The sequence below is a fragment of the Amycolatopsis sp. MtRt-6 genome, from assembly GCF_017308975.1.
GTDB lineage: Bacteria > Actinomycetota > Actinomycetes > Mycobacteriales > Pseudonocardiaceae > Amycolatopsis.
The window spans coordinates 199,228-211,758 of sequence record NZ_JADWPD010000002.1 but is presented as its reverse complement, the minus strand read 5'-3'; the positions used below and the strand labels follow the sequence as shown (position 1 = coordinate 211,758).

Annotated in this window: 11 protein-coding genes; 7 read left to right on the top strand and 4 right to left on the bottom strand. The window is 72.6% G+C overall.

Annotated features, from left to right (window positions below; all coding sequences use genetic code 11):
* Positions 1–36: 36 nt before the first annotated feature.
* Entirely contained in the window at positions 37–1,035 is a 999-nt protein-coding gene (locus tag I4Q55_RS04570; protein WP_206784737.1) for a hypothetical protein, read from the top strand.
* Here I4Q55_RS04570 and I4Q55_RS04565 read toward each other — a convergent pair.
* Positions 1,032–1,988, bottom strand: coding sequence for an NADP-dependent oxidoreductase (locus tag I4Q55_RS04565; protein ID WP_206784736.1), 957 nt, complete (start codon positions 1,986–1,988; stop codon positions 1,032–1,034). The two genes, I4Q55_RS04570 and I4Q55_RS04565, sit on opposite strands and share 4 nt — an antisense overlap.
* 96 nt (positions 1,989–2,084) lie before the next feature.
* Between I4Q55_RS04565 and I4Q55_RS04560 the strand changes: the two genes are divergently transcribed.
* From I4Q55_RS04560 to I4Q55_RS04540, 5 genes are all read left to right on the top strand, one after another.
* Positions 2,085–2,681, top strand: a complete 597-nt coding sequence (locus I4Q55_RS04560) for a TetR/AcrR family transcriptional regulator (RefSeq protein ID WP_206784735.1) — start codon at positions 2,085–2,087, stop codon at positions 2,679–2,681.
* A 94-nt stretch (positions 2,682–2,775) separates the two neighbouring features.
* Entirely contained in the window at positions 2,776–4,080 is a 1,305-nt protein-coding gene (locus I4Q55_RS04555; RefSeq protein WP_206784734.1) for an alpha/beta hydrolase, read from the top strand.
* Positions 4,081–4,153: 73 nt separating this feature from the next.
* Positions 4,154–5,026: an LLM class F420-dependent oxidoreductase gene (locus I4Q55_RS04550; protein WP_206784733.1), complete on the top strand. Its 873-nt coding sequence runs from the start codon at positions 4,154–4,156 to the stop codon at positions 5,024–5,026.
* Between the two features lie 99 nt (positions 5,027–5,125).
* Positions 5,126–6,388, top strand: a complete 1,263-nt coding sequence (locus tag I4Q55_RS04545; RefSeq protein ID WP_206784732.1) for a hypothetical protein — start codon at positions 5,126–5,128, stop codon at positions 6,386–6,388.
* Positions 6,389–6,555: 167 nt separating this feature from the next.
* Positions 6,556–7,209 carry a GTP pyrophosphokinase family protein gene (locus I4Q55_RS04540; RefSeq protein ID WP_206784731.1) on the top strand — a complete coding sequence of 218 codons (654 nt, stop codon included), beginning with the start codon at positions 6,556–6,558 and terminating at the stop codon, positions 7,207–7,209.
* On the opposite strand, the gene I4Q55_RS04535 is transcribed toward I4Q55_RS04540, so the two are convergent.
* The 3 genes from I4Q55_RS04535 to I4Q55_RS04525 are packed head-to-tail and all read right to left on the bottom strand — an operon-like array spanning position 7,206 to position 9,840.
* Positions 7,206–7,838, bottom strand: a complete 633-nt coding sequence (locus I4Q55_RS04535; protein ID WP_307793108.1) for a TetR/AcrR family transcriptional regulator C-terminal domain-containing protein — start codon at positions 7,836–7,838, stop codon at positions 7,206–7,208. The two genes, I4Q55_RS04540 and I4Q55_RS04535, sit on opposite strands and share 4 nt — an antisense overlap.
* Complete coding sequence (locus tag I4Q55_RS04530; protein ID WP_206784730.1) at positions 7,835–9,136, bottom strand: cytochrome P450; 1,302 nt, start codon at positions 9,134–9,136, stop codon at positions 7,835–7,837. Before I4Q55_RS04530 ends, I4Q55_RS04535 begins: the two co-directional genes overlap by 4 nt.
* Positions 9,137–9,171: 35 nt before the next feature.
* Positions 9,172–9,840, bottom strand: a complete 669-nt coding sequence (locus tag I4Q55_RS04525; RefSeq protein ID WP_242545294.1) for a DUF998 domain-containing protein — start codon at positions 9,838–9,840, stop codon at positions 9,172–9,174.
* Positions 9,841–10,024: 184 nt separating this feature from the next.
* Here I4Q55_RS04525 and I4Q55_RS04520 point away from each other — a divergent pair, with 184 nt between their 5' ends.
* Positions 10,025–12,493: a M14 family zinc carboxypeptidase gene (locus I4Q55_RS04520; protein ID WP_206785016.1), complete on the top strand. Its 2,469-nt coding sequence runs from the start codon at positions 10,025–10,027 to the stop codon at positions 12,491–12,493.
* Positions 12,494–12,531: the final 38 nt, after the last annotated feature.

Here is a 12,531-nt window from a genome sequence, read left to right as displayed (position 1 = left end):
GGTACGGACCGTACCTTAAATCTGCTGGAGGAAGACATGCGAGCCAAGGGGATCGGCTACGACACGGGGTTCGAGCTCGGCGGGCACGTCAACCGCCCGTTCGACCCGGACCTGGTGCGCCGCGAGCTGACGATCATCCGCGACGACCTGCACTGCACGGCGGTGCGGCTGATCGGCACCGACCTGGACCGCATCGAGTTCGCCGCCCGCGAGGCGGCCGCGCTCGGGCTGGAGGTGTGGTTCTCGCCGTTCCCGTGCGACCGTGGCCCGGAGGAGCTCCTCGCCCTGTTCGCCGACGCGGCCTCGCGCGCTGAACGCCTTCGCGCGGCGGGCGCCGAGATCGTGTTCGTCACCGGCGCGGAGCTGAGCCTGTTCTGCGCGGGCTTCCTGCCCGGCGGCAGCCTCACCGAGCGGCTGGACAACCTCCTGGCGTCACGGGAACTCGTGGCCGGCCTGCCGGAGCGGATCAACGCGTTCCTGGCCCGCGCGGTGGCGGTGGTCCGGGCCCGGTTCGGCGGCCGCGTCACGTACGCGGCGATTCCGCTGGAGCGCGTCGACTGGGCACCCTTCGACATCGTCTCGGTGGACGCGCACCGCTCGAAGGAGGTCGAGCACGTGTACCGCGAGGGCGTCCGGAGCCTGGTCGCGGCCGGCAAACCGGTGGCGATCACGGAGTTCGGCGTGACGCCCTACCGCGGCGCGGCGGACCTGGGTGCCCGCTGCGGCGAGATCGTCGAGTACGAAGACGGCCTCCCGGTCCGGCTGACGGGCGACTACGTCCGTGACGAAGAGGAGCAGGCCCGCTACCTGCGCGAACTGGTGGAGGTCTTCACGGTGGAAGGCGTCGACGCGGCGTTCGCCTGCACGTTCGTGTGTTACGGGCTGGTGCACCGGGCCGATCCCCGGACCGACCTGGACATGGCGAGCTGGGGTGTGGTGAAGGTGCTGGCGGAAGGCGCGGGGGAGACGTACCCGGACGTCCCGTGGGAACCGAAGGCGGCCTTCGGCGCGCTCGCCGAGTGCTACGCCGCCTAGAGGTCGATGACGACCTTCCCGTGTACGTGACGCCCCGCCTGAAGCTCGACCGCGGCGCGGATCCGCTCGACCGGGAAGCTCGCCGCGATCGGCACCCGGAGCCGGCCGGCCGCGACCAGGCCGGCGATCTCCTCGATGGCGCCCGGGGCCGCGTTGGCGCCGTTCGCCGGCGTGATCCCGTCGACCAGTCCGGCGATGGTGGTGCTGCGCTCGTCGGGTACGCCCAGTTCGCGTCCCGCCCGCACCGTGTCCGTCCCGTGCAGGTCCATGACCGCGGTGACGCCGTCCGGCGCCAGCGCACGGACCCGGTCGGCCAGACCATCGCCGTAGGTGACCGGCTCGGCCCCCAGTGCGCACAGGGCATCGGCCGAGGTTGCCGACCCCGTCCCGATCACTCGCGCGCCCGCGAGGCGCGCGAGCTGGACGGCGAAGACGCCTACTCCGCCGCCCGCGCCGCCGATGAGCACCGTGTCACCCGGGCCCGGTTCGACCACGGCGAGAGCTGCGGCGGCCGTGCAGCCCGCGATGGCCAGGGTGGCGGCAGTGCGGTCGTCGACCCCGGCGGGAGTCCGGTGCGCCTGGCCGCCCGCCGCGATGGTCCCGGCCACGTCCACCACGACGTGGTCCGCGACCGCGCGGGACAGTGCGCCGCCGAACACGCGGTCACCGAGCGCGAATTCGCTGACGTCGGCACCGACCTGGTCCACGACGCCGGCGTAGTCGGTGCCGAACCCGCACGGCAGGCTCAAGCCGAATCGTGCGGCGGTCTCGGCGTCGGAGGTCATGAACCAGTCCATCGGGTTCAGGCCGGCCGCGGTGACCCGCACCCGGATCTGTCCCGAGCCGGCCTGCGGCACGGGCACCTCGCGAATCCTCAACGCCCCCGGACCGCCGAACGACTCGAACTGGACCGCCCGGGTCGTGGCCGCCGACGTGACGCTCGGTTCTTTCATGCTCGCCTGTCTCCTGGATCCGCTCGGGACGCACGCTAAACGGACTATGCTTCGGTTAGTGTTTTCGACCCTAGCATAAGTGGAGCGCGATCCGTTTTGGTTGCCCCGAGGAGCCGTGGACCGCGGGCGGACGCGACCCGCAACCGCCGGCAACTGCTGGACGTGGCGACCCGCATGTTCGCGTCGGCCGAGGACGAGCCGTCGATGCGCGCGATCGCCCAGGCGGCCGGGGTGGGCATCGCCACGCTCTATCGGCACTTCCCCACCCGCGAGTCGCTGGTCGACGCGGTCTACCGGGACCAGGTCTCGAAGCTCACCGCCGGCGCCCGTGAGCTGCTCACTCAGCTCGATCCACCCGCGGCGCTGCGGCGCTGGATGAACCTGTTCGGGGACTGGATCGCGACCAAGAACGGGATGCTCGACACGCTGCTCGCGATGGTCGAGTCGGGCGAGATCGCCCACGCCGACACTCGGACAGAGCTGCTCGCGGCCATCGACGGCATCCTCGAGGCCGGCCGCGCGAGCGGCGAACTCCGCGCCGACGTCCCCGCCGGAGACATCGCCGCCGCGCTCATCGGCATCTTCACCGTGGCTGGTTCGCCCGAGCACCAAGCGATGGCGGCTCGCCTGCTGGACCTCCTGATGGACGGACTCCAGCCTTGCGTTTGTGGCCAGCCGAAGGTGGCTGAGTGACAGGTGGCCGGGAGACCCGGTCCTATGCCGGACTTGATACAGACCCTGGCCGCGGGCAGGTGCGCGTTCGCGCGACCAGGGTGACACTGGCGGCATGAGGGTCGTCGACGGGTATCCCGGTACACGCCGGCCGCCGCCGGCCGCGCCCGACCCCGCCGAGCCTCCGCTCCGCCGCGGTCCGGTGCTGGTCACGGCCGTTTTCGCGGCCATGGGCGGCGCCTTGATCCCGGCCGCTTCGGTGGCGGCGCTCTGGCGGGTCTGGCAGTTCTACGCGATGTTGTTCGCCCTGGTCGCCGCGATCGGGTTCGCCGCCGCAGTGATCGCGCTCGGCTGGCCGACCCGCAAGACGACCCGCGCCGGGGCGCTCACCGCGGCCGCCGGCCTCGCGCTGTGGGTCGCGAGCCGGCCGCTCGGGCTGCTGACCCGGCTCGACCCCTGGCAGCCCGCGGACACCGTCGTCGGCTTCACCGACTACGTCGCCGCCGGGCTGCAGTGCCTGGCCGTCCTCGGCTTCCTGGTCGTGCGACGGCGGCGAGCGCATCCGTGGCCGTCGGCGCCGCGGCGGGTGGCGGCGTGGATCGTGCTGTTCCCGGTGCTGCTGCTGGTGATCGCGGCCGGCGCCGCGGGCACGGTCGCGGCCGGCGACGGCATCAGCAGCCCGGCCGCCTCGACGCTGCTCGACGAAAGCACCGTCGAGTACTGCCGCCCCGGCGGGATTCCCCTCGCCATGGACCTCACCCGCCCGGCCGCCCGCGGCGCCCCGGTGGCGCTGTTCCTGCACGGCGGTGGCTTCGTCGCCGGCAACCGCCGTCCGACCGGGCCGGGCGCGCTGCTGGCGGGGTCGCGGCTCGTGCCGCTGCGCGAAGCGCTGACCGCACGCGGATTCGCCGTCGCCTCGATCGACTACCGGCTCGCCCCCGCCGCCCGCTGGCCGGCACCGCTGGACGACGCCCGGTGCGCCGTCCGGTTCCTGCGGGCCAACGCGGCGGAGCTGGACATCGACCCGGCCCGGATCACGGCCGTGGGCACGGGCGCGGGCGGCACGCTGGCGGCCCTGCTCGGGGTGGCCGGCAACGCCGAGGTCCGCGCGGTCGCCGCGCTCGAGGCCCCCGCCGACTTCGGCCTCACGGGCCTGGACCCGCTCACCCGCGCGACGGTGCTGATGGCGCTGGGCCGGTCGCCGGCGACGCTGCGCGAGGCGAGCCCGCTGACGTACCCGGGCACGGGCGCCCCGCCGTTCCTGATCGCCGGCGGCCGGAAATCGGCCGAGTTCGCGGACCACCTGCGCGCGGCGGGCGTGGCGGTGACGACGGGCACCGGTGATCCGGCCGAGGTGGCGCGGTTCCTGGCCGCGGTCACCGGCACGCCGGCGGACGCCGCCGCCCGCGGCGGGCGGTGACCCGCGGCTTGACCTGGAGCGCGCTCCAGGTCATAGCGTGACGGCACACCCCATCACGTCAGGAGCTTGTTTCATGGAACTCGGCTTCCACCTGCCCATCTTCGACATCGACGGCGGCACCCCCGCCATCGCCGGCGAGCTCGCGCGCGTGGGCGCCGCGGCGGAGGAGGCGGGGGCGACCTGGCTGTCCTTCATGGACCACTTCTTCCAGATCGAGCCCACCGGCCTGCCCGCCGAGTCGAACATGCTCGAGGGCTACACGACCCTGGGCTTCCTCGCCGCGCACACGTCCCGGATCGACCTCGGCCTGCTCGTCACCGGCGTCACCTACCGGCACCCGGGCCTGCTCGCCAAGATCGTCACCACCCTCGACGTCCTCTCCGGCGGCCGGGCCGTCCTCGGCATCGGGGCCGCGTGGTTCGAGCGCGAGCACCGGGGGCTGGGCGTACCGTTCCCGCCGGTCGCCGAGCGGTTCGAGCGGCTGGAGGAGACCCTGCGCGTCTGCGGGCAGATGTGGGACCCGGCGGACAACGGCCCGTTCGAGGGCAAGCACTACCAGCTGGCCGAGACGCTGTGCTCGCCCCAGCCGATCAACCGGCCGAAGGTGCTCATCGGCGGCGGCGGGGAGCGCAAGACGCTGCGGCTGGTCGCCCAGTACGGCGACGCGTGCAACCTGTTCGCTTCGTCGCCCGCGGACGTGGCGCACAAGCTGGACGTGCTGCGCCGCCACTGCGACGACCTCGGCCGCGACTACGACGTGATCCGCAAGACGGTCCTGGCCAACAACCCGCGCCCGGAACCGGAAACCCGCGACGACTTCGTCCGCGCGATGGCGGACTACGCGAAGCTCGGCGTGCAGACGGCGATCGTCACCCCGACGACGGGCTCGCCCGCGGCGTGGATCGAGGGGATGGCGCCCACGGTGCCCCAGCTGGCGGAACTCTGACGTCCACAGTGGACATGTGAGAAATTTTCCTTTCGGGTGAACCGCATCGCCGATTTGTCCGTGTGCCCTGGTGAGGTGGCGACCAGAAAGGAGGGGCTGATGCCCCAGGTGCGCACGACAGGACGACACCGCAAACCCGCGACGATCGGACTCGCCGCACTGGTGGGCGTGGCAGGCGCAACGGCGGCGGCGATCGCGCTCACCAGCCCGGCGAGCAACGCGGCCACGGAACAGCAGTGCGGTGGTCTGGACACGGCGTTGCGGAACAACCTGACGTTCATCGCGAGCCAGCGCACGGCCCCGGACGCCCAGTCGGAAGCCCGCATCGCCAACCGCCAGGCGGTGGTCGACCAGATAGAGCAGAAACGCGAAGCGGCGGGCTGCGCCGGCCAGGTGGCGGCGAACGAGGTGGCGACCCAGTGCGCGGCGCTCGTCGGGGCCGGCCAGGAAGCCGAGGCCGGGAAGGAAGCCGAGCAGGACGGCATGGCCGCCGGCCAGGGCGAAGCGGGTGCCGGCAAGGCGCAGAAGAAGGGCATGGCCGGCAACGACGCGGCGGCCGGGAACGACGCCGAGAACGGCATGGCCGACGAGAACGGCATGGCCGACGAGAACGGCATGGCGGCCGAGGACGGCGCGGCCGGCAACGATGCCGCCGAGGAGAAGGGCGCGGCCGGGAACGGCGCCGCTGACGAGAACGGTATGGCCGGCGAGAAGGGCGCGGCCGGCAAGAACGGCATGGCGGGAAAGAAGGGCGCGGCGGCCGAGAACGGCAAGGCCGGGCAGAACGCCGCCGACGAGAACGCCGCCGGCCAGGATGCCGCTGCCGTCCAGGCCTGCGAGGTGGTCCAGAAGTGCCTTGCCCAGGCCGCCGGTGCCGCGGACGAGAACGCCATGGCGAACCAGAACGGCAAGGCCGAGGAAAACGGCGCAGCCGCCGAGAACGGCATGGGCGGCGCCGCCGAGGAGAATGGCAAGGCGGGCAAGAACAAGGCCGCCGACCAGAACGGCATGGGTGACGCTGCCGCCGAGAAGGACAAGGCCGCCGAGCAGGAAGCCGCCGGTCAGGGCGATGCGGCGGAGCAGAACGGCATGGCCGGCGCGCAGGACGCGGGCAAGATCGTCCTCGACGCGCAGGACTGCGCGGCCATCCTGGACTGCGTCGCCGAGGCCGCCGATCCCGCGGCCGCCGCGCAGCAGCAGGGCATGGCCGCGGAAGAAAAACAGCAGGCCCAGGAGCAAAAGAAGGCCGAGAACAAGGCAGGCGACAACGCCGCCGAGGCGGCCGACGCCGCAGGTGCGGCCGCGGCCCAGTGCGTCTCCGCCGCCGTGGAAGCGGCGGGGAAGGCGACCGCGGGACGCTGAGCACCACCCCCGCGACCCGCAGCCCGGACCGGCGCCCCACCCGGTCCGGGCTGCCGGGCGCCCCGAACCGGTGACCGGCGGGAACTCCGGCCCGTCGCCGATCGTTGACCGAGCGGAGCGCAGTACCCTTGCGCTCGGAAAACGACCGACGACAGCACGAGGCTTCAGTGACCACCGACCCGGCGGCCGAGGACGCCGCCCTGCGCGAGGCGGCCGACGAGCTCGCCGTCGCCGGGCAGCTCCCGCGGTTCCTCCTGATGTACAAGTTCGCCATCGAAGAGCTGATGACGAAGCTGCGGATCCTCAGCGAGGAATTCGACTTCGTCCACCGGCACGATCCGATCGAGCACATCGAGAGCCGGGTGAAGCGGCCGGAAGCCATCAAGGAAAAGGTGCGCCGGCGCGGCCTCGGCGGCGACTGGGTCTCCGCGGCCGCCGCCCTCGACGACATCGCCGGCATCCGCGTGGTCTGCCCGTTCGTCTCCGACGTCTACGAGGTCGCCCGCATGCTCACCGCGCAGGACGACGTCGAGCTCCTGCGCACCAAGGACTACATCGCGAGCCCGAAGGCGAACGGCTACCGCAGCCTGCACCTCATCGTGCGCATCCCGGTGTTCCTCTCCGACCGGGTGGAAAAGGTCAAGGTGGAGGTGCAGCTGCGCACCATCGCGATGGACTTCTGGGCCGCGGTGGAGCACAAGCTGTCGTACAAGTACCGCGACAGCGTCCCGCCGGACTTCGCCGGCGAACTCGCGGCGGCGGCCCGCACGGCCGCCGACCTCGACCGCCGGATGGCCGCGCTGCACGAACGGATCCGCTAGGGCGCGTCGAGGGCGTCGAGCATGATCCGCAGCCCGAATTCGAACTCCGCTTCGTGGTCGCACACCGCCAGGTACGGTGCCGCCGCCGTGACGGCCGGCAGTCCGGACGCCGCGAGGTCCGCGAGCCGCTGGGCGCTGCCGCCGAACGTCGGCGCCGCGTCGACCTCGCGCATCAGCGTGCCGATGAGGAACGCCACCACGGCCCGCAGCCCGTGCACCGCGCGCTCGGGCGGGTAGCCCGCCGCGAGCAGCGGGGCGAGCACCGCCTCCACCGGCGCCAGCGCCGTCATCGACGCGACCCGGCGGGTCAGCACGAGCGGCGCCGCCCGTGGGTGACCGAGCAGCGCGTCCCGGAACCCGTGCGCCAGCGCGGACATCGTCTCCCGCAGGTCCGCCTCCGCCGGCGGCTCGGGGATCGCGGCGAGCAGCAGCTCGGCGATGCCGTCCAGCAACGCGTCCTTGCCGTCCACGTGGTTGTACAGGCTCATCGGGTCGACGCCGAGCCGCCGCGCCAGCTTGCGCATGCTCACGGCCTCCAGGCCCTCCTCGTCGACCAGGGCGAGCCCGGCGAGCAGGATCCGTTCGCGCGACAGGACGCCCTGGGACGGACGGCCCCGCCGGGTCGTCACGGCGTGAGCACCGCGGGCAGGTTCTCGTAGCCGCGCAGGATCCGCGTGTCGCGGCGGCGCGCGCCGGGCAGCACCCGCAGGCCGGGGAACCGCGTGAAGATCGTGCGCAACCCGATTTCGCCCTCCATGCGCGCCAAGGAGGCACCCAGGCAGTGGTGGCGGCCGGCGCCGAACGACACGTGGTCGCGCGCGCCGGACCGGGTGACGTCGAAGACCGCCGGGTCGGTGAACACGCCGGGGTCGCGGTTGGCACCGGCCAGCACCGTGGTGACCAGCGCGCCGCGCGGCAGCGGAACCCCGGCGACCTCGGTCGCGCGCGTGGCCACGCGGCCGGTCAGCAGGGCCGGCGGGTCGTACCGGAGCACCTCCTCGACGGCGTTGCCCCACAGCTCCGGCCGTTCGCGCAGCACGGCGAGCTGCCCGGGGTCGCCGGCGAGCAGGGCGATGCCGCTGCCGAGCAGGTTGATGGTCGTCTCGAAGCCGGCCGCCAGCACCAGGCCTGCGGTGGACTTCAGCTCCGTCTCGGTGAGGCCGACCCCGCCGTCGCGGGCCGCGACGAGCTTGCTGAACAGGTCGTCGCCGGGGTGGCGCCGCAGGTGGTCGAGGTGCTCGCCGAGCCAGGTGTCGAACTCGGCGAGCGCGGTCTCGACGTCGCGGAAGGTGCGCCAGCCGAGCCCGAGGTCGAGGCTGGGGGCAGCGGCCGCGCCCAGCGCCTGCACCTTGCCGAGGTCGGTCGGCGGCACGCCGAGGATCTCGCTGATCACCGTCACCGGGAGCAGGCCGCAGTAGGACTCGACGAGGTCGAGCGGGCGGGCCGGGTCGAGCGTGTCGAGCAGGCCGTCGGCGATCTCCTGCACCCGGCCGCGCAGCTGCTCGACCGCGCGCACGGTGAACACGCCGGTGACCAGCTTGCGGTAGCGGGTGTGCTCGGGCGGGTTGACGGCGAGCAGCGACGGCGGCCGCACCGGGTGCAGGTGCTCGCCGGCCGACCACTCGACGAGCCGGCCGAGCGCGGAGTCGTCGGCCCCGAGGACGCCGACGCGGAAGTCCTCGCTGGAGAGCACCTCCCGCACCGCCGCGTGCGTGGTGGTCAGCCAGCCGAAGCGGGTCCGCGCGAGCGGGCCGGCCTCGCGGATCTCCTCGAACAGGCCGGTGAGCTCCCGCCCTTCGGCCGCGGCGACGACCATCCGTCCCTGCAGGTCACCGCGGCGGGCTTCGCGGCGCAGCACCGTCCGGGGGAGTGCGTGGCCGAGGCCCCAGCGCACCACGGGTTTCGTCCAGGCCAGCGCTCCGGTCATGACGTCCCCTCCGGTCGGCGTACCTACAGTGTAGGTTATCGCCGGTCGAGGTGGGGGCTGCCGCGGTCGCCGACCGGGGCGAACAGGACGCCCAGCGCGACCAGCTCCGTCAGCGCCATCCCGCGTTCGACCAGGCCGAGCGGGATCAACGTCCACCAGCGGCCGTCGTCCATCGCCGCCACCACGACCGCGCCCAGGATCACCGCGAACCAGCCCAGCGACGCGATCGCCAGCACGCGTGCCAGCCAGCGACGCCCGGGTGACGCCGGGAACGCCGCGCGCGCCGCGACCAGGACCGCCAGCGGCAGCGCCACGAACGCCACCACGCTCGCGATCCGGTGCAGCGTGCCGCCGAAGTCCGCGCGGGAGACCGTGGCCCAGTCCGGCTTGGGGAAAGCCACGATGACCAGCAGCCCGATCGTCCACAGTGTCCCGAGGATGGCCGCCGGTACCGGCAGCCTGCCCTGGCGGTGCAGGACCAGCAGGCCGGCCGCCGAGCCGGCGGCGACCAGGAGCACCGCGAGGTCGAAGACCCACTTGTGATCGGACAAGCCGTACTCGCTGATCGTGCGGCGGGTGACGCTGATTTCGTCCGTCGGCGGGATGACCTGCAGCAACAGCACCAGGCCGGCGCCGATCACCAAGGCCGCGATGCCCGTCAGCGAGACCGCGACCGACACCCGTCGCGCGGGGAACGTGACCATGGACCGACAGTAGCCGAGCGGTGGTTGAACTCCCGGTGAAAAGCGCGTTGAACGCTGTACGACTTACGGCGGTTACCGCGGCCGGATTTCCTCCATTATGGTCCTCCGCTACCGGTACGTCCGTGCGTGCCGGCCTGTGTCAAGGAGGTCTCTTCCTGTGGGGAATTCACCAAGACGGCTGGTGATGCTGGCTTCGGCCGTCGCACTGGCCGGAACGTTCGTCGCGTTGCCGTCCGGCACCGCGGGCGCGGCGCAGAACATCCTGCGCGCCGACAAGGCGGTGCCCCGCTCCTGCTTCGCGAAAGTGCTGCCCAAGGGCACCTCGGGCACCGATCGCCGCGAGCTGACGTCCACGGTGGATGGTCTGGTGCAGGCGCGGCTCCAGCCCGCGTCGGGTGCCGAGGGCGACTGGGACGTCGCCGTGTTCGACAAGGCCACCGGGGCGGTGGTCGCCGCCTCGACGGCGTTGCGCAGCCGCGAACTCGCCGAGAGCTTCGTGAAGAAGGGGCAGGAGCTCGTCGTCCAGGGCTGCCGGTACGGCGGCTCGGCCGGCCAGGCCCAGCTCGGCGTCGACTTCCTGGCCCTGACGCCGCAGGGCACGCCGACGGGCGCGGCGCCGGCGCCCCAGCGCGCGGAGCTTGTCCGCGTCGAGACGCCCACGCGCGCCGACAAGAAGAAGCTGACCGCCCTCGGCCTCGACGTCACGGAGAAGGGTGACGCGACCGGGGTCGAGGTCGTTCTCGCCGGCGACGCCGACCGCAAGACGCTGAAGGACAGCGGCTTCAAGTCGAAGGTCATCGAGGCGGACCTGTCGGCGAAGTCGGTGCAGGACGCGAAGACCGACCGCCAGTACGCCGCGAAGACCGCCGCTTCGGCGCTGCCGTCCGGCCGCACCAGCTACCGGCACCTCTACGAGTACAACTTCGAGCTGAAGGAACTGGCCCGCAAGAACCCGGGCCTGGTCTCGGCGTTCACGATGCCGGAGCCGACGTGGGAAGGCCGTGACGTCGTCGGCGTCGAGATCGCCACCGACGTCAAGAACGTCACCGACGGCAAGCCGGTGAACTTCACCATGGGCGTGCACCACGCCCGTGAGTGGCCGGCCGGCGAGCACGTCATCGAATGGGCGTACGAGCTGGTCAACGGCTACTCCCGCGACGCCGCCATCCGCTCGCTGGTGGGCAAGACGCGCAACATCGTCGTGCCGATCATCAACCCGGACGGCTTCGAGATCTCCCGCGAGGCCGAGCCCAAGGGCGACTTCACCCGGTTCGACTACGAGATGAAGCGCAAGAACTGCAACGTCAACGACTCGCCGCCGCAGTTCGCGACCGGCGTGTGCAAGGCCAACCCGGGTGGCCGCGTGCGCGGCACCGACCCGAACCGCAACTACGGCGGCTTCTGGGGCGGCGCCGGCGCCGAGCTGTCCTGGAGCGGCGACACCTTCCGGGGGCGCGGGCCGTTCAGCGAGCCCGAGGTGCGCAACGTGCGCTCGATCGTGTCCTCGCGCCAGGTGACCAACCTGATCACGATGCACACCGTCGCGGCGCTCGTGCTGCGCCCGCCGGGCGTGGCGGACGTCCGCCCGCCGCTGGAGGAGCCGCAGTACAAGGCCCTCGGCGACAAGCTGGCCTCGCGCAACGGCTACACCAGCGAGCCGAGCTGGGCGCTCTACGACACGACCGGCACCACCGAGGACTGGTCGTACTGGGCCACCGGCGGCTGGGGCTTCACGATCGAGGTCGGCGGCAACGGCTTCCACGGGCCGTACGCCGACAGCGTCGTGGCCGAGTACGCGGGCCTGGCCCCCGCGGCCGGTGCCGGCAAGGGCGGCAACCGCATGGCGTTCCTGGACATGCTGGGCAACGCGGCCGACCCGCAGCAGCACTCGACGCTGATCGGCTCGGCGCCCAAGGGCTACCAGCTCAAGCTGCACAAGACGTTCCAGACGCCGACGTCGCCGGTGCTCCAGCCCGACGGCACCACCAAGCCGCCGATCTACATCACCGACGACCTGACCTCGAAGTTCACCGCCACCGGCGGGCGCTTCGCGTGGTCGGTGAACCCGTCGACGCGGCCGTACGTGGCCGGCCGGTACGGGCGCGACCCGCAGGGCCCGGCGCAGCAGGGCTTCCCGGTCGCCAACCCGGCGGGCGTGCCGCCGATCAACCAGAACTACCCGGCCGACCCGGCGGGTGACTCGTTCACCTTCCACGTCGACGGCCTGCCGAAGGTCGACAACGGGAAGTTCAGCGTCAACATCAACTGGGCGAACACCGCGACCGACTGGGACCTCTACGTCTACGACTCGGCGGGCAACCTGGTCAGCTCGTCGGCGAACGGCGGCACGACGGCCGAGCACGCCGTGCTGTTCGACCCGCCGGCCGGCGACTACAAGGCCGTGGTGGTGAACTACGACCAGGCGAACCCGGACGCGGTCGACGACTGGACCGGTGACGTGTCCTTCTCGTCGCCGGTCCCGCCGACCTACGGGACGAAGGAGGCCTACCAGCTGACCTGCTCGACGCCGGGCGGCAAGCTCGTCGGCGTGGCCGACGTCTACGCCGACCGCGGCCAGACGGTCGACGTCGGCGAGGTCTGCACCCGGTCCGCGCACGCGCAGAAGCAGCGCGCTTCGGGCGGCGTCCGGTAAGCAGTGCGGGTTCGTTCGTGAAGGCCTCCTCGCTCGCG

Bases quoted from the DNA above. Each gene is read 5' to 3' on its own strand.
- I4Q55_RS04545 (WP_206784732.1), top strand. From the start codon at position 5,126: ATGCCCCAGGTGCGCACGACAGGACGACACCGCAAACCCGCGACGATC.
- I4Q55_RS04565 (WP_206784736.1), bottom strand. From the start codon at position 1,988: ATGAAAGAACCGAGCGTCACGTCGGCGGCCACGACCCGGGCGGTCCAG.
- I4Q55_RS04555 (WP_206784734.1), top strand. From the start codon at position 2,776: ATGAGGGTCGTCGACGGGTATCCCGGTACACGCCGGCCGCCGCCGGCC.
- I4Q55_RS04530 (WP_206784730.1), bottom strand. From the start codon at position 9,136: ATGACCGGAGCGCTGGCCTGGACGAAACCCGTGGTGCGCTGGGGCCTC.
- I4Q55_RS04520 (WP_206785016.1), top strand. From the start codon at position 10,025: ATGCTGGCTTCGGCCGTCGCACTGGCCGGAACGTTCGTCGCGTTGCCG.
- I4Q55_RS04570 (WP_206784737.1), top strand. From the start codon at position 37: ATGCGAGCCAAGGGGATCGGCTACGACACGGGGTTCGAGCTCGGCGGG.
- I4Q55_RS04550 (WP_206784733.1), top strand. From the start codon at position 4,154: ATGGAACTCGGCTTCCACCTGCCCATCTTCGACATCGACGGCGGCACC.
- I4Q55_RS04525 (WP_242545294.1), bottom strand. From the start codon at position 9,840: ATGGTCACGTTCCCCGCGCGACGGGTGTCGGTCGCGGTCTCGCTGACG.